The following is a 22987-nucleotide window of genomic DNA, read 5'->3' on the forward strand; positions in this document are numbered from 1 at the left end:
CATGACTCCCCACGACCTCGTCCGGGACATCACGGACACCCCCACGGACGCCACCACCGACACCACCGCCCGGGACCTGCAGGCCGAGCTGCTCGGCATGCTGCTGGACAACAAGAAGGAGCTGTTCGCCCCCGACACCGTCCGCCCGGTCCCCCGCGAGGGGCTGCTCCCGGCCTCCAGCGCCCAGCAGCGGCTCTGGTTCCTCGACCGGCTGCACGGCAGCAGCGCCGCGTACAGCGTCCCGTTCGCCGTCCGCATCGACGGCGACCTCCGGGTCCCCGCGCTGCGCGCCGCGCTCCAGGACCTCGTCGACCGGCACGAGGTACTGCGCTCCTCCTTCGCCGAAGAGGACGGCGAGCTGGTCCTGCGCATCGCCGACCGGCTCCCGCTCGACGTCCCGTGCACCGAGGTGAGCGCCCCGACGGAACAGGCGGCGGAGGAGGAGGTCCTGCGCGAGATCGGCGCGGCGGCCCGCATTCCGTTCTCGCTCACGCAGGGCCCGCTGGTCCGGGCCGCCGTCTACCGCACGGCCGCCACCCGGCACTACCTCTTCATCAACTTCCACCACACGGTCACCGACGGCTGGTCCGAGGGCGTCTTCGCCCGGGAACTCTGGCAGCTCTACGAGGGCCACGCCTCCGGCACCCCCGCCGCCCTGCCCGCCCTGCCGCTCCACTATGCCGACTACGCGGCCTGGGAGCGGGGCTCCCTGGCCGACGGCGACCTGCGCCGCCAGCTCGACCACTGGCTCGAACGGCTCGCGGGCGAACTGCCGACCCCCCGCCTGCCCGCCGATCGCCCCCGCCCGGCGCGGCCCACCTTCGCCGGCGGCACCGTCCTGGCCGCCCTGCCCGCGGATCTCGAGGAGCGTCTGCGGGACCTGTGCCGCCGCGACGGGCTGTCCCCGTTCGCCGTACTCCTCACCGCGTTCAACGCACTGCTCCACCGCTACACGCGGGAGGAGGACGTCATCGTCGGTGCCCCGGTCGCCAACCGGACCCGCCCCGAGTTCGAGGGCGTCATGGGGTTCTTCGTGAACACCGTGGCCCTGCGCTGCCGGGTGTCCGGCGACGCGACCCTCGGCGACGTGCTGCGCGCCACGCAGGAGACGGTACTCGCCGCGCACGCGAACCAGGAGGCCCCGTTCGCCCGCGTGGTGGAGGAGCTCGCCCCCGACCGGGACCTCGGGCTGAACCCGCTCTTCCAGGTGCTGTGCAACTACCTCGACCTCGCCGAGGAGCCCGCCGCCCCTGGTCTGGCCACCCGCCTCCTGGAGGTGGAGGAGGACGTCACCCGGTTCGACCTCGAAGTGCACTTCGAGGCGAAGGCGGAGGGCACCGTGTGCCGTTTCGTCTACAGCAGGGACCTCTACGACGCGGACCGCATCGAGCGGATGACCGGCCACTACCTGGCCGTACTGCGGGCCGTGCTGACCCAGCCGGACACCCGGGTGGACGACGTCGACGTGCTCTCGCCGGCGGAACGCGAGCAGGAACTGGCCGGCTGGAACGCCACCGGGGCGCCGGTGTCCCCGTACACGCTCCCGGAGCTGGTCGAGGCGCAGGTCGGGCGGACGCCCGACGCCCCGGCCGTCCTCTTCGAGGACGAGACGCTGACGTACGCGGAGCTCAACGCCCGCGCCAACCGGCTGGCCCGCTCCCTGATCGCACGCGGCGCCGGACCGGAGCGCTCGGTCGCCCTGCTGGTCCCCCGGTCGCCGGACATGGTCGTCGGGCTGCTCGCGGTGTTCAAGAGCGGCGCCGCCTACGTCCCCGTCGACCCCGACTACCCGCGGGACCGCATCACCTACCTGCTGGAAGACGCCGCTCCCGCCCTGGTCCTGGCGCACTCGCGGACCGCGGAGCTGGTGCCGGACGGCCTCACCACCCTCCTGCTCGACGACGCCGCGACGGCCTCCGAGGTCGCGGCTCGGTCCGCGGAGAACCCCACCGACGCCGACCGCAGTGCTCCCCTGCACGACCTGCACACGGCGTACGTCATCTACACCTCGGGCTCGACCGGCCGCCCCAAGGGCGTGCTGATGCCCGCCGCGGGGCCGCGGAACCTGGTGCTGTGGCAGCGGGACACCATGCAGGGCATGAAGGGCGCGCGGACGGCCCAGTTCACGTCGGTCGGCTTCGACGTGTCGGTGCAGGAGATCCTCGCCAGCCTCATCGCGGGCAAGACCCTGGTCGTGCCCACGGAGGACACCCGGCGCAGCGCCGAACAGCTCGCCCGCTGGCTCGACCACCACCAGGTGAACGAGCTGTACGCGCCCGCGCCGGTCATCGACGCGGTGTACGAGGCGGCGGACGAGCTGGGCCTGGCCCTGCCTTGCCTGACCGACGTCCAGCAGGCCGGTGAGGCGCTCACCCTGACCGGCCGGACCCGGGCACGCCACGCGGACCCCGCGCACCGCCTGCACAACCTGTACGGCCCGGCCGAGGCCCACGGGGCGACGGTGTACTCGCTGATCGGCGACAGCGCCGGCTGGCCGGACGCCGCCCCCATCGGCGGCCCCATCGCCAACACCCGCGTCTACCTCCTGGACGAGCGGCTGCGCCCGGTCCCCGCAGGCGTCGCCGGCGAGATCTACATCGGCGGCGAGGGCGTCGCGCGCGGCTACGCCGACCGCCCCGGCCTCACCGCCGAGCGGTTCGTCGCCGACCCGTACGGCCCGCCCGGCACCCGCGTCTACCGCTCCGGCGACCTCGCCCGCCGCCTGCCCGGCGGCGAGCTGGAGTTCCTGGGGCGCGCCGACCACCAGGTGAAGATCCGGGGCATCCGGATCGAGCCGGGCGAGATCGAGTCGGTGCTCTCCCGGCACCCCTCGGTCGCCCAGGTCGCGGTCGTGGCCCGGGACGACCGGCCCGGCGGGAAGTACCTGGTCGCCTACGCCGTGCCGGCCGCCGAGCACGGCTGGGACCCGGAGGAACTGCGTCGGCACGCGGAGGAGTTCCTGCTCAAAGCCATGGTGCCGACGGCGTTCGTTGCCGTGGACGCCTTCCCGCTGTCCCCGAACGGCAAGCTGGACCGCAGGGCCCTGCCCGCTCCGGCGCTCGACGCCGAACTGACCGGCCGGGCCCCGCGCACCGCTCTGGAGCACGCGCTGTGCGGCCTGTTCGGGGAGGTGTTGGACCGGCCCTGGAACAGCATCGACGACAACTTCTTCGCGTTCGGCGGCCACTCCCTGCTGGCCACCCGGCTGATCAGCCGGATCCGCTCCGAACTCGGCGCCGAACTTCCCATCCGCACCGTCTTCGAGGCGCCGACCGTGGCGGCCGTCGCCGAGGCGCTGGCGGGCGCGGGCGGGGAGGCGGTGCGCAAGCCGCTGGTCCGGGCCGCGCGCCCCGAGGCCGTCCCGCTGTCCCCCGGGCAGCGCCGGCTGTGGTTCCTCAACCGGATCGAGGGCCAGCGGGCCGCGTACAACATGCCCTCCGCGATACGCCTGTCCGGTGCCCTGGACGTCCAGGCGCTGGAGGCCGCCCTCGGCGACCTCACCGCCCGGCACGAGATCCTGCGCACGGTCTACCCCGACTCCCCGCAGGGACCCCGCCAGCGGGTGCTGGACGCGGCGGACGCCCGGCCGGTCCTGCACACGGAGGAGGTCGCCGAGGCGGACGTGGCTGCGGCCGTGGCCCGCGCGGCAGCCGAGGGCTTCGACGTCACCGCCGACCTGCCGGTCCGGGCCCACCTGTTCGCCACCGGCCGCGACGCGTACGTGTTCCTGCTGGTCGTCCACCACATCGCCGGCGACGGCTGGTCGATGGGACCGCTGTGGCGGGACCTGTCGGCGGCGTACGCCGCCCGGCTGGGCGGCTCCGCGTACACCGGGCCGGAACTCCCGGTGCAGTACGCGGACTACGCCCTGTGGCACCGGGAGCTGCTCGGCGACGAGGACGCCCCGGACAGCACCGTCTCCCGGCAGCTGGCCCACTGGCGGCGGGTCCTGGACGGGGTGGCGGAGGAGACCGTGCTGCCGGTCGACCGGCCGCGCCCGCCCGTCTCCTCCCACCGGGGCGGAATGGCACCGTTCCGGGTGCCGGCGCCGCTGCACCGGCGGCTGCTGGAGGTCGCCGAGCAGACCGACTCCAGCCTGTTCATGGTCGTACAGGCCGCGCTGGCGGCGCTGCTCACCCGGCTGGGCGGCAGCACCGACATCGTGATCGGCACCCCGATCGCAGGCCGCACCGACCAGGCCCTGGACGAACTCGTCGGCTTCTTCGTCAACACGCTGGCGCTGCGCACGGACACCTCGGGCGATCCCACGGCGCGCGAGCTGCTGCACCGCGTCCGCACCGCCGACCTCGCGGCGTACGAAAACCAGGACGTACCCTTCGAGCGGCTGGTGGAGGTGCTCAACCCGGCCCGCTCCATGGCCCGGCACCCGCTGTTCCAGGTGATGCTGGCCCTCCACAACACCACGGAGGACCTGCCGGACCTGCCGGGGGTGGCCGCCTCGGCGCTGCCGGTCGAGATCGACGCCGCCCAGTTCGACCTGCACTTCGACCTGACCGAGAGCCGTGCCGAGGACGGCGCGCCCGCCGGCATGGACTGCTACGTCGAGTACAGCGAGGACCTCTTCGACCGGGAGACCGCGCAGTCCTTCGCGGCCCGGCTGGTGCGCATGCTGGACGCCTTCGGCGAGGACCTGGACCAGCGGACGGCCGCCGTCGGCCTGCTCGGGCCGCAGGAGCGGGAGCTCCTGCTCACCGGCTGGAACGGCGCCGGGCGCCCGGTGGAACCGGACACCGTGGTCCGGCGGTTCGAGGAGCGGGCGGCAGCCTCCCCGCAGGCCGTGGCGCTGCGCACCGGATCGCTGGTGCTGAGCTACGCGGAGCTGAACGCGCGGGCCAACCGGATCGCCCGGCGGCTGATCGCCCGGGGTGCCGGACCGGAGGACCTGGTGGCACTGGTGCTGCCGCGGTCGGCCGAGATGGTCGCGGCGATGCTGGGGGTGCTGAAGGCCGGCGCGGCCTATCTGCCGGTGGACCCCACGCATCCGCAGGCGCGGACCGCCACCGTGCTGGAGGACGCCGCTCCGGCGGTCGTCCTCACTGCCGCGGACGTCGCCGCGATGCTGGAGGGGGCGGAGCCGGCCGGTGACGCGGCACGGCCCGCGAACCCGGTGGACGCGGACCGGGTGCGGCCGCTGACCCCCGGCCACCCGGCGTACGTCATCTACACCTCGGGTTCCACCGGCCGCCCCAAGGGGGTGGTGGTGGAGCACCGTTCGGTGGTCAACTTCCTGCAGACGACCAACGAGTACTACGAGCTGACAGCCACCGACACCGTCCTGCACTTCGCGACGCCGACCTTCGACGTCTCCGTGCTGGAGATCTTCTGCCCGCTGCTGGCCGGAGCCACCCTGGCGGTCGCCGACGCCGACCAGCGCCGGGACCCGGAGCTGCTGACGGACTTCATCCGGGAAGCGGGGGTCACGGTCGCCGACCTGCCCCCCGCCCTGGTGCCGCTGCTGGACCCGGACCGGCTGTCCTGCCTGCGGATCGTGTCGGTGGGCGGCGAGGCCTGCCCGGCCGGCCTGGTCGCCGCCTGGGCCACCGAGGACCGCCGGTTCATCAACAGCTACGGCCCGACCGAGAGCACCGTGGCCGTCACCGTCATGGACTGCACGGGCAGCTACGACCGGAACCCGCCGATCGGCTGCCCGATGGACAACGTCCGCGCGTATGTCCTGGACTGCGACCTGAACCCGGTCCCCGCCGGGGTCGCCGGCGAGCTCTACCTGGCGGGCGCCGGCCTGGCCCGCGGCTACCTGCGGCGCGCGGCGCTGACCGCGGAACGCTTCGTGGCCTGCCCGTACGGGGAGCCGGGGGCGCGCATGTACCGCACCGGGGACCTGGTGCGGTGGCAGCGGGACGGCACGCTGGACTTCATCGGCCGCACCGACGACCAGGTGAAGATCCGCGGGTTCCGCATCGAGCTCGGCGAGATCGAGGCCGTGCTCTCGGCCCACCCGGCGGTCGAGCAGGTCCGCGTCCTGGCGGTCGACCTGCCGTCCGCGGGGCTCGCGCTGGTCGCGTACGCCGTCCCCGCGGCGGGTTCGCGGGCGGCCGGGGCGGAGGAGCTGCTCCGCGGGCACGCGGCGGCCGTCCTGCCCGGGCACATGGTGCCCGCGGCGTTCTGCATGCTGGACGTGCTGCCGATGACACCGAACGGCAAGCTGGACCGGAAGGCGCTGCCGAGCCCGGACATCCGGGCGGCGAAACGTGCCGGCACCGCTCCGGAGTCGGCGACGGAGCGGGCCGTGGCCGCGATCTGGGAGGAGCTGCTCGGCGTCGGGCAGGTCGGCCGGGAAGAGAGCTTCTTCGCCCTGGGGGGCCACTCGCTGCTGGTGGTCCGGGCCGTGAACGCCATCCGTTCGCGGTTCGGCGTGGCCCTGACGATCCAGCAGTTCTTCCGGGAGCCGACCGTCGCCGGGCTGGCACGCGCGGTCGAAGCGGTCGCCGCCGCCCCGGTGGCGGACTCCGCCGCCGACGGTCCCCGGATCGTCCGCCGCGCCCGCACGGCCCGTACGGCTGGGGGGAACCGATGAAGCCCGTCACGCAGAACGAGATACGCCGGGCGTTCGTCAACATGTCGAAGAGCCGGTCGCGGGCCCTGGCCGTCCCGGTCCTGGACGAGGTGGACTGGGAGGACCGCGACTTCTACGCGTGGACGGACGGCCGCGACCTCAGCCGCGCCTACCTCGTGGCGCAGCGGCCGGACGGGCCGGTCGGCGTGGAGCTGCGTGCCACCCGCCGGACCGCGGACTTCCGCCGGAAGTCCATCTGCGGGCTGTGCTTCACCTCGCACCCGGCCGGCGGGACGGCCCTCTTCTCCGCCCTCAAGGGCGGCAAGGAGGGCAGGCTGGGGAACTCGGTGGGCCTGTACGCCTGCCGGAACCTGGCGTGTTCCGCCTACGCCCGCAAGAAGATCGCGGCCCCGATGGGCCAGATGGACGAGACGCTCGACCTGGAGGCGCGGATCGCCCGGATCGTCCAGGGGCTGGAGGGGTTCCTGACCCGGATCCTGCACTGACGGCGGTCCCCCCACCGGGGGGTCGTCCAGGATCTTCCAGGCCCTGACCGGCGGTCGGCGTCGCGCCCGAACAGGCCGACAAGCAGCACCGCCCCCCCTCGGCGGCGGCGTCGAGCCGGCCGGGTACGAGACGTGGGTGACCTCCGCCCAGCTCTGCCCGGTCCCCGGGAACCCCGATGACAGCCGTCACGGAACGAGAAACCACGCTCTACCGGGCCGGCGTCATGCGGGTGCCTCAGCGTCCGGGCCGGCGGTGCAGCAGGGTGATCGCTCCGACCGTGTCCTCGCCCGCGTGGGCGGCCGGGTCGGCGTCCAGGCGCTCCTTCATCAGGTCCAGGTAGGGCTCGATCAGCTCGGCGCTGACCCCCTGGCCGGCGGCGGTGCGCAGCAGCGTGCCGCTCGCCTTGACCTGCATGGCGAGGTTGGACACCACTCCCGTGGTGAAGTCGCGGGAGGTCAGCCGCTCGGCGGCGTTCCCGACGAAGAACCCCATTGCGCCCAACCACTCCGACAGCAGCGGGGCCAGGTCCTTCGGCGCGATGTCCTCGCCCTCGATCAGCGCGTAGGCGTGCGAGATCCCGGCGAACAGCCCGTACATCGCGCTCAGCAGCGCCACGTCGTGCAGGGCCGCGTGACCGGGGTCCTCGCCGACGAAGCGGGCGCCGGCCGGGATCTCCAGAGTCGCCCGGTGGGTGTCGAGGAGGGCGCGGGAGCCGCTGTAGAAGACGTAGCCGCCGGCCTCCGGGACGCCGATCATCGACGGGGTGGCCATGATCCCGGCGTCCACGAAGCGGGCGCCGCGCTCCTCGGCCCAGGCGGCCCGGGCCCGGCCCTCGGCGGGCGTGCCGGTGGTGAGGTTGACCAGGTCCTTGCCGGTCAGGTCGACGCCGTCCAGCACCGCGCTGATGCTGGCGTCGTCCAGCAGGCAGAGCACGATCAGGGTGTTCGCGGAGACGGCTTCGGCGGGGCTCGCGGCGACGGCCGCGCCTTCGGCGGCGAGGGCCTCAGCCTTGGCGGGGGTGCGGTTCCAGACGGTCAGGGGGTGCCCGGCGGCGAGCCAGGTACGGGCGAGGGCGGTGCCCATGTCGCCGAGGCCGAGCAGGGTGAGCGGGCGGTGCTTGGTGTCGTTGTCGGTCATGGCGTTTAGCCTGGTCGCAGGCTGACGGGTGCTCAAGTACGTACTTCGGTGTGGGTGGTTACTTCGAGGTGAGCGAGCAGGTGGGAGGGGTGGGCGGGATGGCGCTGACACGGAGGCCGGGCGCGGACCACTGCGGGATCGCCGCGGCGATGTCGGTGATCGACGGCAAGTGGAAGGTGTCGATCCTGTGGGAGCTGGAGCAGCGCCCGGGCCGCCGTTTCGGCGAACTGCGCCGCCTGGTCCCCGGCGTCTCGGAGAAGGTCCTCGCGGCGCAGCTGCGCGAGCTGGAGTCGGACGGCATAGTCCACCGCGAGGTCTACGACGAGGTCCCGCCTCGCGTGGAGTACTCCCTGACCCCGCTCGGCCAGGAGCTGAACGGGGCCCTGGAGTCCCTGGGGGAGTGGGGTGCGAAGCACCTCCTTCCCGACTCGGTGTAGGGCCGGCCCCTCCCGGGCCTCCCGGCTCTCGCCGCGGCTCGCGGTGACGCGGGGCGGGAGCGAGCCGGATCGTGCGGTTCGAAACCTCGGACCGGTGCAGGCTGTGCAGGGCATAACCGCTCTCGCCGGGGGTCTGTGGGTACGGTCCGGGGAGCGGCTCGTACACCAGTCCGGCGTCGCCTTGCCGATGGCAGGACTCGGGCGTGACGCCCGGCCTCGTGCGCGACCGACGATCCATACCCGCAAGAGAATTCGGGGAACTCATGTTCAGGCTCGTTCGAAAGCCCTCGCTCCGGCGACGCTTCCTCTCGCGCTCGTCGGCGGTCCTTCTCGCTGCGGTCGCCGCATCCACCATGAGCGTCGCGCCGTCGAGCGCCACGGACATCGGTACGGCGCAACTGTCGCGAACGCTGTACCTGACCGCTTCGCCGACGGCCGGCGCGTCCGCGCCCATGAGCCGGAGCATCTACCTGGCCGCGGGTTACTACGACTGGTCCTCGACGCTTGAGGGCAGGGGCCAGACGTTCGCGGGCCGGCACATCTACCTGGCCGCAGGGTGGTACTCCTGGAACTGCGCCATCCAGTCGCCGGCCAACGGCTGGTACAGGGACACGTGCACCCTCGACCACGGAGGCGGGCCCGCGTACCTCGTCTCCGACCAGTACAAGCTGTACGTCAGCGGCAGCTACACCTTCGTCAGCTTCCTGTACGGCCCGTTCACGGCCTAGTCCCGGTCCTCGCCCGGATGGGGCGCCGCTGTCGGCGGTCCATCCGGGCGGGAAGGCCGGACCGGGCGGCATGGCGGCCGGTGCTGCGGTGTCCTGCAGGTGGATGTTGGTGCTTCCCCCGGCAGGAGGAGCCCGTGAGCGAACCCAGCACCCGAGAGACCGCACGGCCGGCATCCGCCACGGAGAGCGGTGACGTTCCCGCTCCTGGTGTCATCGGCATCGGACTTGCCGCGGTGCCGACGTTCGTGCTCGCCCAGGGCTCGTGGCAGTGGTTCGCCACGTTCATCGGCGTGACCCTCCTCGCGGTGATGCTCGCCTTCCAGCGCCGGGCCGGGTGGAGGCCGGGCATCCGCTCGGCATACCTGCGCAGCCTGGTCGCGTACGCGCGGGTCGTCGGCCTGTGCGTGGCGATCGCACTCGCTCCCCTGCTGCAGCGCGTGGCTGCCCGTGTACGGGGTGGCCGTGGCGGTGCTGGTGGCAACGGGCGCCTGGTTCCGCGACCGGGCCCGGCACCGGACGGGCGCTGCCGGCTAGTGCTGCGGTCGCCGTGCATCGGCGTGCTGCGCCTCGCCGGTTCGGTGGGGAACGCGGTTACGTCGGGAGGCGGAAGCCGGTGAAGAGGTCGTCCATGGCGCGCAGGGCCAGGGGGGCGGGTGTGGCGCGGAGGGTGAGGTCGCGGGCGGCTGTCGCCAGGGGGTTGCGCAGGGCGCCCAGGCGGCCTGCCCGGCGGGCGCGGACGCGTATGGCGTCGGTGCGGTCGCGGCGGGTGGCGGTGTAGGCGGCGAGGGCTGCGGGGACGGAGGCCGGGTCGGCCGTGGTGTGTCCGGGTGGGAGCAGGCGGGCGAGGATCACCGCGTCCTCGATGGCCTGGCAGCCGCCTTGGCCGAGGTTGGGGGCCATCGCGTGGGCTGCGTCGCCGACCCAGGCGATCCGGCCGTGGTGGAGGCGGGGGAGCGGGGCGGCCAGGTCGTAGAGGTCGTTCTGGAGGACGTCGGCGGGTTCGAGGCGGCGTACGCGGTCCAGCAGGGCCGGGATCGGGTCGTGCCACGAGCCGAAGCGGTGGCAGAGTTCGGCCCGGGGGTCGGCTGACCGGGTGCCGGGCGGGACGATTGCGGTGGCGTAGAGGTAGAACCGGCCGTCGGACAGCGGGGTGACGCCGAACCGCTCACCTCGGCCCCAGGTCTCGCTCATGGCCGGGATCCGGAGGTCCGGGGCGTCCACGAGGGTTCGCCAGGCGGTCTCGCCGAGGTAGTGCAGGCCGGGGTGGGCGGGGAAGTGCGCGCGGCGCAGCGGGCTGTGGATGCCGTCGGCGGCGACGACCAGATCGGCGGGGAGGTCGGGGCCGGTTGCCGTACGGACGGTCGGGCGGCCGGTGGCGTCGTCGACGGCGGTCACGGCGGTGCCGTAGCGGATGCTCTCCGGCGGGAGGGCGGCGGCCAGGGCGGCGGTGAAGGCCGGGCGCGGGACGGCGATCGGGGGCGCGCCGTAGCGGGCTGCCATGTCCGCGGTACCGGTCCGGGTGAGCCACCGGCCGTCGGAGCGGCGCACGCCCATCGTCGCGGGTATCGCGCTGCCGGCGGCGCGGGCGGCATCGGTACCGATGGCGTCGAGTGCGCGCAGGGCGTTGGGGGCGAGGCCGATGCCGGCGCCGGTGGTGGGCAGTTCGGGGGCGCGTTCGCAGACGGTGACGTGCCAACCGCGCCGGTGCAGGGCGAGGGCGGCCGTGAGGCCGCCGATACCCGCGCCGGCCACCACGGCGTGTCGTTTCGGCATGGAACACCTCTTCGCTCCGGTCGGGCACCCTTTCGAGATCTTCTCAAAGAACCGTGGCCGACCGTGACCGTGCGCCTGGAGCGGCGCCGTCGGTCAGTTTCGGCCGAAGGCGGCGGCGTTCTCCTCGGCCCATTGGCGGTAGGTGCGGGCGGGCCGGCCGAGGAGGGTGTGGGTGGTGTCGTGGAGGGCTGCGGGGATGCCGTCGGCGGCCTCCCAGAAATTGAGCAGTGAGGACACCATCGGCGGGGGCATGTGGTTCGCCATCTGCTGTTCGGCCTCGGCTCGGGTGATGTGCTCGACCGGGATGCCGCGGCCGAGGGTGTCGGCGAGCAGGGCGAGCTGTTCGCGGAAGGTGAGCGGCTCGGGGCCGGTCAGGGTGACCGCGCGGCCGGTGAGGGTGGTGCCGGTCAGGGCTTCGACGGCGATGTCGGCGATGTCCTCGGAGTGGATGGGGGCGACGCAAGCGTCGGGATAGGGGAGTTGGACCGGGAGCGCCTGGCCGATGACGTACGCCCAGCCGAGGGAGTTGCTCGCGAAGGCGTCCGGGCGCAGGAAGGTGCAGGTGAGGCCGGAGGAGGCGAGGGCGCGCTCGACTCGAAGGCTGTGGCTCGCGAGCGGGTCGTTCTCGGCGTCCGGGCCGAGGACGGAGGACGAGGAGAGCAGGACGACGTGCTCGACGCCGGCGGCCTCGGCCGCCTTGATCAGCTCGTCGATGCCGGAGGGCTCGGGGTAGAGGAAGACCTGGCGGACGTCGCGGAGCGCGGCCTCGAAGGTCTCGGGGCGGCTGAGGACGAGCTGGGCGGTCTCGACGCCGTCCGGGACGGTCAGCTCGGCGGGGCGGGCGGTGCCGGCGCGCAGGGGGTGGCCGAGAGCGTGCAGGCGGCTGATGAGGGCCTGGGCGATCTGGCCGCGGGCGCCGGTGATGAGAGTGGTCATGAACGTCAGTCCCCGTGCGTGTTGAGTGTTGAAGGCATATGCATGCTCGCATGCATGCGTTTTCAGGTCAACACATGTATTCGTGGGGTCATGTAGGTACGCTCATGGCCATGACGACACATGAGCCGGTCACGGGCGACGAGCTGCTGAACGCCGTCGGCCCGGCGTTCGGGAAGCTGCGCCGCTCCTCGCTCCTGGAGGTCGCCGACCCCATGTCCCCGAAGGACCTGGGGCGCACGCTGGTCCTCAACGTCGTGATGGAGGCCGAGCAGCGCGATGCGGGTGAGGTCACGGTCGGCGCCGTGGCCGAACACCTGGGCGTGGACCCCTCCGTGGCCAGCCGGATGGTGTCCGACTCCATCAAGGCCGGCTATCTCGTCCGGGCCGCCTCGCAGGAGGACGGCCGGCGCACGGTGCTCCACCTCAGCGACGAGGGCCGGGAACTGATGGCCCGCTTCCGGCGGCACCAGCGCTCGGCCTTCGAGTACATCACCGCGGACTGGCCCGAGCAGGAACGCCTGGACTTCGCCCGCCTCATGCTGAAGTACGTCGCCTCTCAGGAAGCCCTCCGCCAGCGCTAGCGGTTTTGCCGTCTCCCCCTCGGTGGGTCCGCCCTGGGTGGCCTGCGCCCTGACGTGTGGCATTTGTTCAGGTATGTCGGGCGGTGGCCGGCTCCGGCACCGTCGGGACGGCTTCAGCGATGTCCGTCCCTCGTGGGGTATGGCGCCGGAGTGGTTCAGGGAGCCCTTCTGGGGCGCGCTGGGTGGCCGGAGTGGTTGGGGGCCTTCCCCGGTGGGATGGAGGGTCTGACGGGCCGTGGGGGCCTCGGTGCTTCATCGGCCCCCTCCCTCGGTACCCGGTCCCCCGGACCAGGTACTGAAGCCGCGTTCGGACCCTTCGGTCCCTGTCCCTTCAGTCACTGCATAAACCTGCAGGTCAGGGGGGTGCCGCCGGTTTCGCAGGGACCGAAGGGACTCAACTTTCCAGTTATGAGCCAGATATGAACAGGGCACCCCTTACATACGCCCGCGCATACACACGCACACGTGAGGACTGGAAGTACCCACTCTGAGTCCCTTCAGTCCCTCTGTCGTTGATCAAAACGCTGTGACCTGCGCTTTCTCTCAGGGACTGAAAGGAGAGGGACTGAACGAGGGTCTGGGGCGTTCAGTACCTGAGGCAGGGAGGATTTGGTAGGGACTGAGGATGGATGGAACGGTATGGCAGGTTTCGGCCCTGGGCGGAGGGGCCGGGCGACACGCCCGGGTGGGTGCCGGTTCGCGGTGGGGGCACTGGAGGGTGAACAGCGGGAACGGAGGGACTGAAGGGACTGAAATGTCGATACGGCAGCGATTCCGGGGTGGGCTCTGGTGATCTCTGCGGTAATCTCCGCGATAGTGAATCTTCAGTCCCTCTGGTCCCTGGGACCTACACCGCGTCGAGGAAGAGCCAGTGCCGGTCCAGCCCGAGAAGCCGCCGCAGGGTGTGAGCGGCGGGACGGCGATGGACGTGGCCGGCTGGTTGGCCTTGCGGGGGTATCCCGTGCATCCGCTGGCGCCGGGGACCAAGACGCCCGCCGCCAACTGCCCGGAGTGCCGGGGCAGTGAGCACGCGCCGGAGGCCTGCCCGTGTCATGCCGAGCGTCGTTGGTGCCACGGGTTCCACGCCGCGACCACGGACCTCCGTACGGTGCGCACCTGGTGGAAGGCGGAGCCCCGGTTCGGGATCGGGGTCGCCACCGGGCCTGCCGGGCTCGTCGTGATCGACGTGGACGCCCACGCCGGGTCCCTTCCCGACCGGCAGCGGCTGCTGCCCGGCATCCCCATCGATGACCGCGTCGACCTGACCGGTCTGCAGAGCGGATTCGACACCTTGGCGCTTCTGGCCGCTCACAGGTCCCGGCCCAACCCGTGCGAGGACACCTCCACGCTGCGCGTACGCACGCCCTCCGGCGGGATGCACATCTGGTACCGGGCACCCAAGGACGGGCCGAGGTTCCGGTGCTCCAGCGGGTCGAGTTCCCGGGTGGCGCTGGCCTGGCAGGTCGATGTCCGGGCGGTCGGCGGCTACATCGTGGCGCCCACCACGCGTACCGCTGCCGGGGTGTACGAGGCGCTGCCCGGGGCGCGGGTGCCCGCGGCGCTGCCGCTGTGGCTCTCGGCCGAGCTGGTGCGTACCGGGCACGCCGGGGAGTCCCGTACGGCCGCGGCCATCCCGGCGCAGCCGCGTCCGCGCCGGGGCGCAGGGCGGCGGGTGCTCGACTCGCTGCTCGACGAGGTGCGCGACTGCGCGGCCAGTCCCTCCGGGACGGCGTTCAGCGAGAAGCTCAACCGGGCCGCCTTCACCGCGGGCGGCCTGGCTGCGGCCGGGCACCTCGGCGAGGCGGAGTGCCGCCGTCTGCTTCTGGAAGCCGCGGACCTGGCACGACCCCACCAGACCCGGCGCAACGCCCTCATCGTCGACGCGGGGCTGCGTGCCGGAAGCGATCGACCGATCCAGCCCAAGGACCGCCCATGAGCAGCGCCGGAAGCACGGGGTTCAACGCCCAGGCGGCGGCGGAACAGCTCGCCGCGTTCTCCGCCGAGACCGCGGCGGCCGGTCGGCTGCCCGCCCAGCAGAGTGCGGCGCCCGTCGCGGCCGCGGCGGACTTCGTCCAGGCCGGGCTGCTGAACAACCTGACGGACCGCGGGAACGCCAAACTGTTCGCGTACCTGCACCACGACCGGTTCCGGCACGTCGAGGGACTGGGCTGGTACGTGTGGGACGAGTACCGCTGGAAGCGCACGGGCGGCGAGAAGGCCGCGATCTGGGCGGCCGGCGACATGGCGGAGGAACTGCCCGTCCACGACCCGCGCGGGGTGTTCACCGACCGGGAGCTGGCCCAGCACCGCAAGCGGGCCATGTCCACCTCGGGCGTCAAGGCCATGCTCACCCAGGCCAAGGCCTCCCCCGAACTCGCCCTCGACCCCGACACGCTGGACGGCGACAAGTACGCCCTGTGCACCCCGGCAGGCGTCGTGGACCTGCGGACGGGCGACCTGCACAAGCCCGACCCGACCCGGGACCTGCACTCGCGCGCCACGCACCTGGCGCCCGAGGCCATGCCGACGCCGCGGTTCCACCGGTTCCTCGACGAGACCTTCGGCGAGGACGACAAGGGCAAGGAGATGATCAACTTCCTTCATCTCCTGCTCGGCTACAGCATCACCGGCGACGTGGGCGGGCAGGTCCTGCCGTTCCTGTACGGGGTCGGCGCGAACGGGAAGTCCGCGCTGCTCGACGTCGTGATCAAGATCCTCGGCGACTACGCGGATGTGGCGCCGCCCGGATTCCTGATGGAGCGCGGCAAGTTCAACGAGCACTCCACCGAGCTGACGGAGCTGCACGGCCGGCGGCTGTTCGTCTGCAGCGAGCTCAAGCCGCACGACAAGTTCGACGAGGCCCGCGTCAAGCTGCTGACGGGCGGCGACCGGCTCAAGGCGCGCCGGATGCGGCAGGACTTCTTCAGCTTCGAGCCGACGCACAAACTGTGGCTGCTGGGCAACCACCGGCCGGAGGTCGGCACGGGCGGCCACGCCTTCTGGCGGCGGATCCGGCTCATCCCCTTCGAGCGGGTCGTCCCCGACCACCGCAAGATCGACAATCTGGCCGAGGAGCTCGTCCACGACGAGGGCCCGGGCATCCTGCACTGGATGATCCAGGGCGCCAAGGCCTACCTCGCGACCAAGCCGTCCCTGACCGGTCCCAGCGTCGTGCGGACGGCCACCCAGGCGTACGCCACCACCGAGGACCACATCGGGCGGTTCCTGGCCGAGTGCTGCACCACCGGAGCCGACCTGGCCGACCCGCGGGACCTCAAGGTCGAGCAGGGCGCCCTGTACCGCGCCTACAGCGCCTGGTGCAACGACGGGGAGGGCCTGCGGCCCGCGACGACGCGTGCCTTCGCCACCCGGATCCGTGCCGAGGTGGGGGTGGCGTCGCCGAACGAGATGCTCCGCTCGAACGGGCAGAAGTTCTATCCCGGGCTGGCCCTTCTGGCCGACGAGGACCAGGCGCCGCGCGAGGCGAACAGGGCAACCACGAGGTGACGGGCCGGTGCGTGCGACCGCCCCGGGACGGGCACGCCTACGATGGACGAGGAAGATGAACGAATCCACCACCCGGTCGCGCCGCACAGGCGGCTGCTGCATAACGACACCGGCGCCGTTCGCGGCGTGGAGGAATCAGGGGCCCCGCGGGGCCGACGTGCATGAGGAGGGACCCACGCCATGAGCTCGCTACTGTCAGCAAGCGATCTCGCCCACGAGGACAAAGTGGTGTGGCTGGAGAACCCCGAAGACCTCGACTACGTCCGCCAGGCCCTCGACAAGACCCCCCGCCGCCGGGGCAAGCCCCGCTACCACCGCGACGGGCGGATGATCGGCTTCACCGAGCTCGGCGACACGGCGGAGGCCGACCCCGACAGCGGACTGCAGAAACGGCGCGTCTTCTACCTGCTCCCGCACGACCGGGACGCCGAACCCGACGGCCTGTACCGGGAAGGGGCACCGGGTGAGGCCGTGGACCCCCGTACGATCCAGCCGCGGCAGGTCGGCCGGAAGACGGAACGCTCGCAGCGGGGACTGTCCGCGCCGACGGTGGCCTGAGCCGATCCCTTCGGTCCCTCGGAGGAGGGTCAGAAGGCGAAGTCGACGTAGTCGATGTCGGTGAACTCGACCAGGAGGCTGGCGGCGCGGGCGCCGTTGTCCTTGAAGTAGATCTCCTGGAGGCCTTCCGCGGCGATGGCGCGGAGCTCGGCCTCGGGGGCGCCGGCTTCCTGGGCGGCGAACAGGCGGCTTGCGTACTGCGGCGGCAGGTGCTGGGTGATACGGCGCATGCGGCCGTCGTCGGTGGTGCCGGGGGCGGCGGTGAAACCGAAGCGGGCCCGGGTTTCGATCACCAGGCCGGTCTGCCGTGCGGCCTGCTCCCGGGCCCGTTTGCGGACCAGGGGCTGCCAGCGGCGGCGGACCTCGGCGGCAAGGCGGGCGGCGAGAGCCGGCTTGGGCTGCCTGAGCTGGTCCCTGACGTAGCGCTCGACGGTGCGCTGGGAGATGCCGAGGAGGCGGGCCGCCTCCCGGGTGGACTTGAGCTGCTTGACCAGGAAGCGCATCTGCGCGCCCGCTGACTTGGGGACGGGCCGGGTGAAGTTCAGTTCGTCGGCGCGGCTGAGGCTGTCGTCGATGCTGGCCATGTCTGCTTCTTACTCTCCGTCGGCGGCGGCGTCGTGGCCCTTGATGTGGCGGGCGGGATTGAGACCCTCGTCCAGCATCTGGACGGCCCACAGGAGCGGCTGGGTGCCCTCGTGCTTGACCATGCCGGGGCTGACGCCGAGGCGGAAGCCGCCGGGGAGGGGCTTGCCTTCGGGGGTGCGGGGGAGGAAGTCGAGGGGGCTCGGGCCGTCGGAGAGGTAGACCGCGCAGTCGGAGAGGACGGCGACCGGGTACTGGCCGGCGGCGGTGGCGAGCTTGTTCATCTTGCGGTGCATGTTGACGCGGGCGGTCGAGATGACGGCCGCACGGATGTCCGGGCGCCAGGTGGGGCGTTCGAGCGCGGGCCAGGGCTCGCCCGGGCGGTATCCGGCGCCCTGGGGGCGTTCGCGGAGCTTGCCGATGCCGCCCTTGACCGTGGACTTGATCGCCGACAGGACCGGCTTGACGGTGGGGGTGGCCGGGTGCCGGGATGCGGTGGCCATCGCGGTGAGGAACTCGGTCTCCGACAGGGCCGGGGTGATGCCGAGGTCGGCCATGGTGGCCATGTAGGCGTCGCGCAGGCGGGTGTACCAGGCGTCGAGGTAGGAGCCGTGGTCAGGGCGGAGCCAGGCCTCGGTGGGGTGGACGGTGAAGCCGAGCTCCTGCGCGTAGGCGAGGGTCGGGGTCGCGTACCAGGCGGGGCCGGCGGGGGGCCTGCCGTGCGGGGTGAAGGGACTGGGCAGGCGCGGGTCGAGGGTGAGCGCGGACAGGTCCGCCAGCCAGCAGCCCGGGACCTTCGGGTCGAAGCGGGGGCCGGTGGTGTGGACGGCCGGGCCGAGGCCGACGGTGAGGCGGTTCGCGGCGGCGGCGAAGGCCATGTTCACGTCGATGCCGACGGCGTGGGTGCGGGCGCACTCGGCGTCGGTGAGCAGCTCCGGGTCGCGGAACCAGTCGTACGCCTCCTCGTCGAGCACCTGGTCCGGGGTGCGCTGGTGGGCGCGGGGGTACAGGGCGGCGACGACCGGGTGCTCGTCGGGGGCCTCCGGGGGGGCCGGGTCGACGGGGCGGGTGAGGGAGCCGGGGACGGGCGCGGACTCCCAGGTGTTGGTCTCGGGGTTGCGGGCGGCGCGGGTGGGCGGGCGCAGCGCCGTCATGAGCTCCAGGCCGGTCACCGCCGTGGAGCCGCGCGGGGTGAGCACGCGGGTGGCGTACGTGGTGAGCACCTCGGCGAGCTCCGGGGCGGGGAGCCCGGCGGTGTGCTCGCCCCAGGCGCGGGGGTCCAGGGCGCCCCAGGGCAGGACCGCCAGCTGGACGCACTGGCGGCCGGTGGCGGCGGTGGCGGGGCGGTAGATGCGGGGCCAGGGGCCGAAACCGCGGCGGGTGAGCTGCCACTTGCTCCGGGCGAGCTGCTTGAGGACGGGGTGGTGGTCGGGCAGGCGCAGGGCGCGCCGGTCCTCAAGGACGGCGGGCAGGCCGAGGGCCTCGGTGGCGGCGGCGGTGAGGACGAGGAGCGGGTCGCCGTCCTTGCCGTTGCGGTGGAGGCGGGGGGAGCGCAGGTCGGCGTCGGGGCCGAGGGCCCAGGCGATGAGGGTGGGGAGGTCGGTGCGGGCCTTGGGGGGCAGGTCGAGGAGGAGACCGCGGGCGGCGTGGGCGCGGGCGGTGCCGTCCAGGACGAGGAGGGGGCCGTTGCCTTCCAGGGGGGTGGTCGGAGTGGAGGCGGGGGTACGGGGGTTCGCCGGTCGGCGGGTGGTGGTGCGGGGGCGGGGCGGTGTTGCGCGGGGCGGCTCTTCCTGGGGCTGATGCGGGGTACGGGGCTGGGGCTCGGGCTGGGACTGGGGCTCGGGCTCCGGCCCGGGGCTCGGCACGGTCGCGGGCTCCGGGGCGGCCTTCGGCTCCGGGGTGTTAACGGCGTTAACGCCGTTAACGGGATGGAGGGCGGCCAGGCCCTCCAGGAGGCGTGCGTACGCGGCGCGCTTGGGGGGCCGGGGGGCCGTGCGGCCCGTTTCCCAGGAGGTGACCGTTTCGCGGCGTACGGAGAGGGCCTTGGCGATCTGGTCCTGGCTCAGGCCGGCGGCTTCGCGCAGGCGCTTGCGCTCGTCCGGGTGCGGGAGCGGGTCCTGGGCGGCCGCTTCTTCGAGCAGGGCGTCGACCGCAGCGAAGAGGCTCTCTTGTTCGTCGGGCATGGTGCGTGCGTACCTCCGGGGGCAGCCTATGTGAAGCGCACGGTTGAACGCACGTGAAACGCACGTGGGCGTTAACGGCGTTAACGCCGTTAACGCCTTCGACCGCGGCCGGGCGAAGGTCCGGCGGGGGTGCGCGTTCAGATGCGGGCGAGCAGCAGCTCGGTGACGGCCTTGAGGTCGTCCGGGGTGAGGTGGGCGGTCAGGGCGTCCGCGATCGTTTCCGGGGAGTCCGTGGCGATCGTGATCCGGGGCGCCGCGGAGGCGCTGGCGGCGTTAACGCCGTTAATGGTCGGTGCGGGCGTGGGAGCGTTGACGGTGGGCTCCTGGCCGGGGGCATTAACGCCGTTAACGGTCGGGGCGGGGTGGGTGCGCTGGCGCGGGGGGTTCACGGCGCCGATCGTCCCGGTTGCAGCCGCTTCCTGCTCCTCCTGCGGCAGGCGCCCGATGCGGCGGGCCGGTTCCACCTTGAGCTCGCCCGTGTCGACCTTTTCCTGGAGGCTCGGGGTGAGGTTCAGGAGGGCCAGCCTCTGCGAGACCCAGGCGGCCGTCTTGCCCAGCCGCTTGGCGACCTGGGCCTGGGAGCCGTGGACGTCGACGAGCTCCTGGAGGGCCCGGGCCTGGTCCATCGGGGCCACGTCCACCCGGTGGATGTTGGCGATGAGCGCCGATTCGAGGATGTCCGCGGCCGACGCCGACAGGGCGTCGTTCACGTGGATGTGCATGGTCTTCAGGCCCGCCAGCTGGGCGGCCGCGAGGCGCCGGTTGCCGTCGATGACCACGTACGGGGCGCGCCCGAGGCCGTCGGTCTGGCCGGGGTGGGCCTCCATGAACGCCATGCGCGTGGCGACCGCGAGCGGCTGGAGCTGGCCCCGGGAGAGCAGGGACTGGGCCAGCTCGTCGAGTTCGGTGAGGTCCTCGCGGAGGTTGAACGGGTTGTGCGCGAGCGCCTCGATGGGAACCTCGGACGGCGGGACCACCCCGGAAGTGGGAGCGCCGGTCGCCTCGGCGATGGCCGCGCGGCGGGAGCTGACGCCGACGGGCTGGGCGCGGGCGAAGGATGCCGAGACGGCGAGCTTGTCGGCCTTGCTCATGAGATCTCCCTTGCGAGGGCCCGCAGCGCGACCGCCTGGTCGCCCTTGGGTGCGTAGACGAACAGCGGCTGCTTCACGCGGACGGCCTCGCGCTGTTCCTTGAGGTCGGGTACCACGGCGACGACGCGGGGATCCTTTATGTCCCTCCAGGCCTGGAGGGAGGAGGTGGCGATGTAGCCGCGGCGGCCGTCGTAGAGGTTCACGACCAGGCCGAGGTAGTCGATGTCGAGGGCGAGGTCGTCGCGCAGGTCGTTGATCTGGGAGGTGAGGAGGTCGTACGCGTCGGCCGAGGAGTCCTCCGCCTGGACGACGATCAGCGCGCCGGAGGCGCCGGGCTGTTCGGTGTCGCGGCGCCGGCCGTAGTAGATGGCGGCGTCCATGCTGAGGCCGAGGCTCGGCGGGCAGTCGATGAGGATGACGTCGTAGTCGGACTCGACGGGTGCCAGGGCGCGTTCGAGGGCGGCCTCGCGGGCGCGGACGGTGGACAGGCGCACGTCGAGGAGGAAGGCGTCCGTGCAGGCGGGGAGGAGGTGGAGGCGGTCCCCGAAGCGCGCGTCCGGGATGGGGACGACCAGGTCGGCGAGGGGCCCCTTGGCCTCGCCGGCCATGTGGCAGGTGAGGCTGTCGCCGCCGATGGGCAGGGGCTGCTGGCCGAGCTGCTTGGTGAGGTGGCCCTGCGGGTCGAAGTCGACCAGCAGGACGCGCATGCCGAGGCCCGGCAGGTCCTCCAGGTCCAGGGGGGTGGGCTCCGCGGGGTGCTGGTCGCCTTCCTCGGCCGCGGAGGGGCGGGCGGGCCGGCGGGCGACGCGGACCGGGTGGAGGGTCTCCGGGTCCTCGGCGAGGGCCTCGGCGGTGCCGGCGGTGATGGCGGTCTTGCCGACGCCGCCCTTCTGGTTGCACACGACGATGCGGCGTACGACGGAGGGCCGCTTGACGGTGGGGGCCGGGTTCATCTCCAGCCAGAGGCGGACGGCTTGGGCGAGTCCCTGGATGAGGGAGACGCCGCGGTCCTTGCAGTCGGTGCGGAAGGAGTCCCACTGGCCGGCGGGCAGCCAGGTGGAGAAGGATTCGGCGCCCGAGGTGTCGACGGGGGAGGGGCCCGAGGCGAGCGCACGCCAGTCGGCGATGCCCTGGTGGACGGCGTCCTGGATGTCCACGCCCAGTTGGGCGGTGCGGACCTTCAACTCTTGGCGGAGCCACGGGGCGAGTTTGGAGACGACCTTCTCACGGTCGCTCTGGGACGAGGGCGAAGTCATGAGAGGGACTTTACTAACGTTCGTGGCCGCGCGTGGGCACCACGCCTGAGTTTTGCTAACGAATGGCCTGGATACGCGACAGGGCGGCCTCGCACACGCCGTAGCGAGCACCCCCGTGGTTCGCCACGGCGTGTGCGAGGCCGCCCTGGTTACGCCGTCAGCCGACCGGGACCGCCGAGGAGTCGGGCAGTGCCAGACCGAGCTCGGCCCGGCACTCGGGCGAGCCGGCCGGGTCGAAGCCGGGGATGCGGTGCGCGGGCACGATTCCGGGGAGCACCAGGTTCCACAGGTCGATGACCCGGGAGTGCAGGTCCTCACGACCGGTGCGGACGTGGGAGGTGACCTGGATGCCGGTGAACGAGCCGACGAGGAAGGTGGAGAGGTCGTACACGTCGAGCGACGGGAGGACGTCACCGCGCTCCTGGGCCGGCGTCAGGCAGGCGTGGCAGGTGTCGATCCAGGTGTTGTACGGGGCCGGGTCGGGGTTGGTGAACGAGCCGAACTCGATGACCAGGCGGATCGCGGCGCGGATGCGGACGTTGGTGCGCAGCCCGTACGCCATCTGGTGCGTGAGGTCGATGACCGTCTGCAGGCCGGGCTGCTCGATGGCGGGAACGCCCTCGGAGACCTGGAACTGCTCCTCCATCAGGGTGCGGGCGAGGGCTTCCTTGGAGGGGAAGTGGAAGTACAGCGCGCCCTTGGTGACTCCGGCGTACCTGACCACGTCGCTCAGGCTCGTGCCGCCGAAGCCGCACCGGTCGAAGGCGATGGCTGCGCCGTCGAGGATCGCCTGCCTGGTGATCTCGGCACGTTCCTGCCGGGCCCTTGCCACGTGCGTGTCTCCTGCTGCTGCCTGAGGGGTGTCGGGCTCCATCTTGTGGGATGGCGCCGAAGAAAACCAGTCGACAAGTATTTTTTCAGGAAGGGTCGTTAACGGCGTTAACGCCGTTAACGGCGTTACGACCGGCGTAGGCGGTGCCACCGGGGCGCGGGGTGGCGTTAACGCCGTTAACGCCGTTAACGGGGTCAAGGGGGTCAAGGGGGTCACATGGGCGGGATGCCCGCGGGCGGGGTCGGTGGGGGTTCGGGGGCGTCCCGTCAGTCCACTGTCCTTCCGTGTCGTGCCGGGCCGTCAAGGGCGCTCTCTTCGTTCGCGTCGCTTCGCGATGGCCTTCG

The 22987-nt window shown here is 72.6% G+C and carries 17 protein-coding genes; 9 read left to right on the plus strand and 8 right to left on the minus strand.

Annotation, left to right across the window (positions count from 1 at the left end; genetic code table 11):
- Window position 1 precedes the first annotated feature (1 nt).
- Both ABZ128_RS28955 and ABZ128_RS28960 read left to right on the plus strand, forming a co-directional pair.
- Window positions 2-6556, plus strand: coding sequence for an amino acid adenylation domain-containing protein (locus ABZ128_RS28955; protein ID WP_356852025.1), 6555 nt, complete (start codon window positions 2-4; stop codon window positions 6554-6556).
- A complete protein-coding gene (locus ABZ128_RS28960) occupies window positions 6553-7041 on the plus strand; it encodes an FBP domain-containing protein (protein ID WP_356852026.1) in 489 nt (162 codons plus the stop codon). The genes ABZ128_RS28955 and ABZ128_RS28960 overlap by 4 nt, the downstream gene beginning before the upstream one ends.
- Window positions 7042-7276: 235 nt before the next feature.
- Here ABZ128_RS28960 and ABZ128_RS28965 read toward each other — a convergent pair whose 3' ends face one another.
- A complete protein-coding gene (locus tag ABZ128_RS28965; RefSeq protein WP_356852027.1) occupies window positions 7277-8179 on the minus strand; it encodes an NAD(P)-binding domain-containing protein in 903 nt (300 codons plus the stop codon).
- Window positions 8180-8277: 98 nt separating this feature from the next.
- Here ABZ128_RS28965 and ABZ128_RS28970 point away from each other — a divergent pair, with 98 nt between their 5' ends.
- The 3 genes from ABZ128_RS28970 (at window position 8278) to ABZ128_RS28980 (ending at window position 9961) form a co-directional block, all read left to right on the plus strand.
- The gene (locus ABZ128_RS28970; protein WP_356852028.1) at window positions 8278-8616 is read left to right on the plus strand and encodes a helix-turn-helix domain-containing protein; all 339 of its coding nucleotides are present in this window, start codon (window positions 8278-8280) and stop codon (window positions 8614-8616) included.
- A gap of 353 nt (window positions 8617-8969) precedes the next feature.
- The gene (locus ABZ128_RS28975; RefSeq protein WP_356852029.1) at window positions 8970-9344 is read left to right on the plus strand and encodes a hypothetical protein; all 375 of its coding nucleotides are present in this window, start codon (window positions 8970-8972) and stop codon (window positions 9342-9344) included.
- A gap of 134 nt (window positions 9345-9478) precedes the next feature.
- Window positions 9479-9961, plus strand: coding sequence for a hypothetical protein (locus ABZ128_RS28980; RefSeq protein ID WP_356852031.1), 483 nt, complete (start codon window positions 9479-9481; stop codon window positions 9959-9961).
- Here ABZ128_RS28980 and ABZ128_RS28985 read toward each other — a convergent pair.
- A complete protein-coding gene (locus ABZ128_RS28985) occupies window positions 9936-11117 on the minus strand; it encodes an FAD-dependent monooxygenase (RefSeq protein ID WP_356852033.1) in 1182 nt (393 codons plus the stop codon). The genes ABZ128_RS28980 and ABZ128_RS28985 overlap by 26 nt on opposite strands.
- Before the next feature lie 93 nt (window positions 11118-11210).
- Entirely contained in the window at window positions 11211-12053 is an 843-nt protein-coding gene (locus tag ABZ128_RS28990; protein ID WP_356852035.1) for an NAD(P)H-binding protein, read from the minus strand.
- Window positions 12054-12163: 110 nt separating this feature from the next.
- On the opposite strand from ABZ128_RS28990, the gene ABZ128_RS28995 reads away from it, so the two are divergent.
- The 4 genes from ABZ128_RS28995 (at window position 12164) to ABZ128_RS29010 (ending at window position 16699) form a co-directional block, all read left to right on the plus strand.
- Window positions 12164-12634, plus strand: coding sequence for a MarR family winged helix-turn-helix transcriptional regulator (locus tag ABZ128_RS28995; protein ID WP_356852036.1), 471 nt, complete (start codon window positions 12164-12166; stop codon window positions 12632-12634).
- 928 nt (window positions 12635-13562) lie between these two features.
- Window positions 13563-14570, plus strand: coding sequence for a bifunctional DNA primase/polymerase (locus ABZ128_RS29000; protein ID WP_356852050.1), 1008 nt, complete (start codon window positions 13563-13565; stop codon window positions 14568-14570).
- Window positions 14567-16141 carry a phage/plasmid primase, P4 family gene (locus ABZ128_RS29005; protein ID WP_356852038.1) on the plus strand — a complete coding sequence of 525 codons (1575 nt, stop codon included), beginning with the start codon at window positions 14567-14569 and terminating at the stop codon, window positions 16139-16141. Before ABZ128_RS29000 ends, ABZ128_RS29005 begins: the two co-directional genes overlap by 4 nt.
- A 180-nt stretch (window positions 16142-16321) precedes the next feature.
- A complete protein-coding gene (locus tag ABZ128_RS29010; protein ID WP_356852040.1) occupies window positions 16322-16699 on the plus strand; it encodes a DUF6009 family protein in 378 nt (125 codons plus the stop codon).
- Between the two features lie 29 nt (window positions 16700-16728).
- Here ABZ128_RS29010 and ABZ128_RS29015 read toward each other — a convergent pair whose 3' ends face one another.
- From ABZ128_RS29015 to ABZ128_RS29035, 5 genes are all read right to left on the minus strand, one after another.
- Entirely contained in the window at window positions 16729-17283 is a 555-nt protein-coding gene (locus ABZ128_RS29015; RefSeq protein WP_356852041.1) for an XRE family transcriptional regulator, read from the minus strand.
- Window positions 17284-17292: 9 nt separating this feature from the next.
- Window positions 17293-19464, minus strand: coding sequence for a helix-turn-helix domain-containing protein (locus ABZ128_RS29020; RefSeq protein ID WP_356852043.1), 2172 nt, complete (start codon window positions 19462-19464; stop codon window positions 17293-17295).
- A gap of 137 nt (window positions 19465-19601) precedes the next feature.
- Window positions 19602-20555 carry a ParB/RepB/Spo0J family partition protein gene (locus ABZ128_RS29025; RefSeq protein ID WP_356852045.1) on the minus strand — a complete coding sequence of 318 codons (954 nt, stop codon included), beginning with the start codon at window positions 20553-20555 and terminating at the stop codon, window positions 19602-19604.
- On the minus strand, window positions 20552-21811 hold the full coding sequence (locus ABZ128_RS29030; protein ID WP_356852046.1) for a ParA family protein: 1260 nt from the start codon (window positions 21809-21811) through the stop codon (window positions 20552-20554). Before ABZ128_RS29030 ends, ABZ128_RS29025 begins: the two co-directional genes overlap by 4 nt.
- A gap of 157 nt (window positions 21812-21968) precedes the next feature.
- Complete coding sequence (locus ABZ128_RS29035; protein ID WP_356852048.1) at window positions 21969-22643, minus strand: ScbR family autoregulator-binding transcription factor; 675 nt, start codon at window positions 22641-22643, stop codon at window positions 21969-21971.
- Between the last annotated feature and the right edge of the window lie 344 nt (window positions 22644-22987).

Source organism: Streptomyces sp. NPDC006326 (assembly GCF_040612915.1).
Lineage (GTDB): Bacteria > Actinomycetota > Actinomycetes > Streptomycetales > Streptomycetaceae > Streptomyces.

Excerpts from the sequence above, each read along its gene's own strand:
- ABZ128_RS28955 (WP_356852025.1), top strand. The coding sequence starts at position 2 with ATGACTCCCCACGACCTCGTCCGGGACATCACGGACACCCCCACGGAC.
- ABZ128_RS28960 (WP_356852026.1), top strand. The coding sequence starts at position 6,553 with ATGAAGCCCGTCACGCAGAACGAGATACGCCGGGCGTTCGTCAACATG.
- ABZ128_RS28965 (WP_356852027.1), bottom strand. The coding sequence starts at position 8,179 with ATGACCGACAACGACACCAAGCACCGCCCGCTCACCCTGCTCGGCCTC.
- ABZ128_RS28970 (WP_356852028.1), top strand. The coding sequence starts at position 8,278 with ATGGCGCTGACACGGAGGCCGGGCGCGGACCACTGCGGGATCGCCGCG.
- ABZ128_RS28975 (WP_356852029.1), top strand. The coding sequence starts at position 8,970 with ATGAGCGTCGCGCCGTCGAGCGCCACGGACATCGGTACGGCGCAACTG.
- ABZ128_RS28985 (WP_356852033.1), bottom strand. The coding sequence starts at position 11,117 with ATGCCGAAACGACACGCCGTGGTGGCCGGCGCGGGTATCGGCGGCCTC.
- ABZ128_RS28990 (WP_356852035.1), bottom strand. The coding sequence starts at position 12,053 with ATGACCACTCTCATCACCGGCGCCCGCGGCCAGATCGCCCAGGCCCTC.
- ABZ128_RS28995 (WP_356852036.1), top strand. The coding sequence starts at position 12,164 with ATGACGACACATGAGCCGGTCACGGGCGACGAGCTGCTGAACGCCGTC.
- ABZ128_RS29005 (WP_356852038.1), top strand. The coding sequence starts at position 14,567 with ATGAGCAGCGCCGGAAGCACGGGGTTCAACGCCCAGGCGGCGGCGGAA.
- ABZ128_RS29010 (WP_356852040.1), top strand. The coding sequence starts at position 16,322 with ATGAGCTCGCTACTGTCAGCAAGCGATCTCGCCCACGAGGACAAAGTG.
- ABZ128_RS29015 (WP_356852041.1), bottom strand. The coding sequence starts at position 17,283 with ATGGCCAGCATCGACGACAGCCTCAGCCGCGCCGACGAACTGAACTTC.
- ABZ128_RS29020 (WP_356852043.1), bottom strand. The coding sequence starts at position 19,464 with ATGCCCGACGAACAAGAGAGCCTCTTCGCTGCGGTCGACGCCCTGCTC.
- ABZ128_RS29025 (WP_356852045.1), bottom strand. The coding sequence starts at position 20,555 with ATGAGCAAGGCCGACAAGCTCGCCGTCTCGGCATCCTTCGCCCGCGCC.
- ABZ128_RS29030 (WP_356852046.1), bottom strand. The coding sequence starts at position 21,811 with ATGACTTCGCCCTCGTCCCAGAGCGACCGTGAGAAGGTCGTCTCCAAA.